This window comes from Streptomyces sp. NPDC037288, from assembly GCF_055603265.1.
The window spans coordinates 1-1,129 of record NZ_JBVJVY010000231.1 but is presented as its reverse complement, the minus strand read 5'-3'; the positions used below and the strand labels follow the sequence as shown (position 1 = coordinate 1,129).

Below are 1,129 nucleotides of genomic sequence, written 5' to 3'. Positions count from 1 at the left end.
TGTCCCCGGAGGTGGACGACGTGCTGTCCCGGCATCCGTTGCGGGAGATGGTCACCGCCTCTGATCCGATGCCGCTGCTGGTGGAGCGCGAACGCGCCCTGTACGGCTCCTGGTACGAGTTCTTCCCGCGCTCGGAGGGCACCGCCGGGCAGCCGCACGGCACGTTCCGTACGGCCGCTCGCCGGCTGAAGCCGATCGCGGACATGGGCTTCGACGTCGTCTACCTGCCGCCCATCCATCCCATCGGTACGACGTTCCGCAAGGGGCCGAACAACACCCTCACCGCCGGGCCGCAGGACGTGGGCGTGCCGTGGGCGATCGGCTCGCCCGAGGGCGGGCACGACGCCGTGCACCCCGCCCTCGGCACGATCGAGGACTTCGACCACTTCGTCGGCGAGGCGCGGAAGCTGGGTCTGGAGGTCGCCCTCGACTTCGCCCTGCAGTGCTCTCCCGACCATCCGTGGGTGCACAAACACCCCGAGTGGTTCCGTCATCGGCCCGACGGCTCGATCGCCTACGCGGAGAATCCGCCGAAGAAGTACCAGGACATCTATCCGGTCGCCTTCGACGCGGACATGGAGGGTCTGGTCGCCGAGACGGTACGGATCCTGCGGCACTGGATGGGTCACGGGGTGCGGATCTTCCGCGTGGACAACCCGCACACCAAGCCGGTCGTGTTCTGGGAGCGGGTCATCGCCGAGGTCAACCGCAAGGACCCGGACGTGATCTTCCTGGCCGAGGCGTTCACGCGTCCGGCGATGATGCACACCCTCGCCCAGATCGGCTTCCAGCAGTCGTACACGTACTTCACCTGGCGCAACAGCAAGCAGGAACTCACCGAGTACCTGGGCGAGTTGTCGGGGGAGGCGGCGGCCTACATGCGGCCGAACCTGTTCGCCAACACCCCGGACATCCTGCACGCGTACCTGCAGCACGGCGGCCGGCCCGCCTTCGAGGTGCGGGCCGTGCTCGCCGCGACCCTCTCCCCCGCCTGGGGCATCTACAGCGGCTACGAACTGTGCGAGAACACCCCGCTCAGGGAGGGCAGCGAGGAATATCTGAACTCGGAGAAGTACCAGCTCAGGACGCGTGACTGGGAGGCCGCCGCACGCGAGGGCCGCACCATCGC

1 pseudogene is annotated in these 1,129 nt (G+C 68.2%); it reads left to right on the top strand.

Annotated features, from left to right (window positions below):
* Positions 1 to 1,129, top strand: a pseudogene (locus tag ACZ7GZ_RS43455) (alpha-1,4-glucan--maltose-1-phosphate maltosyltransferase); the annotation flags it as partial.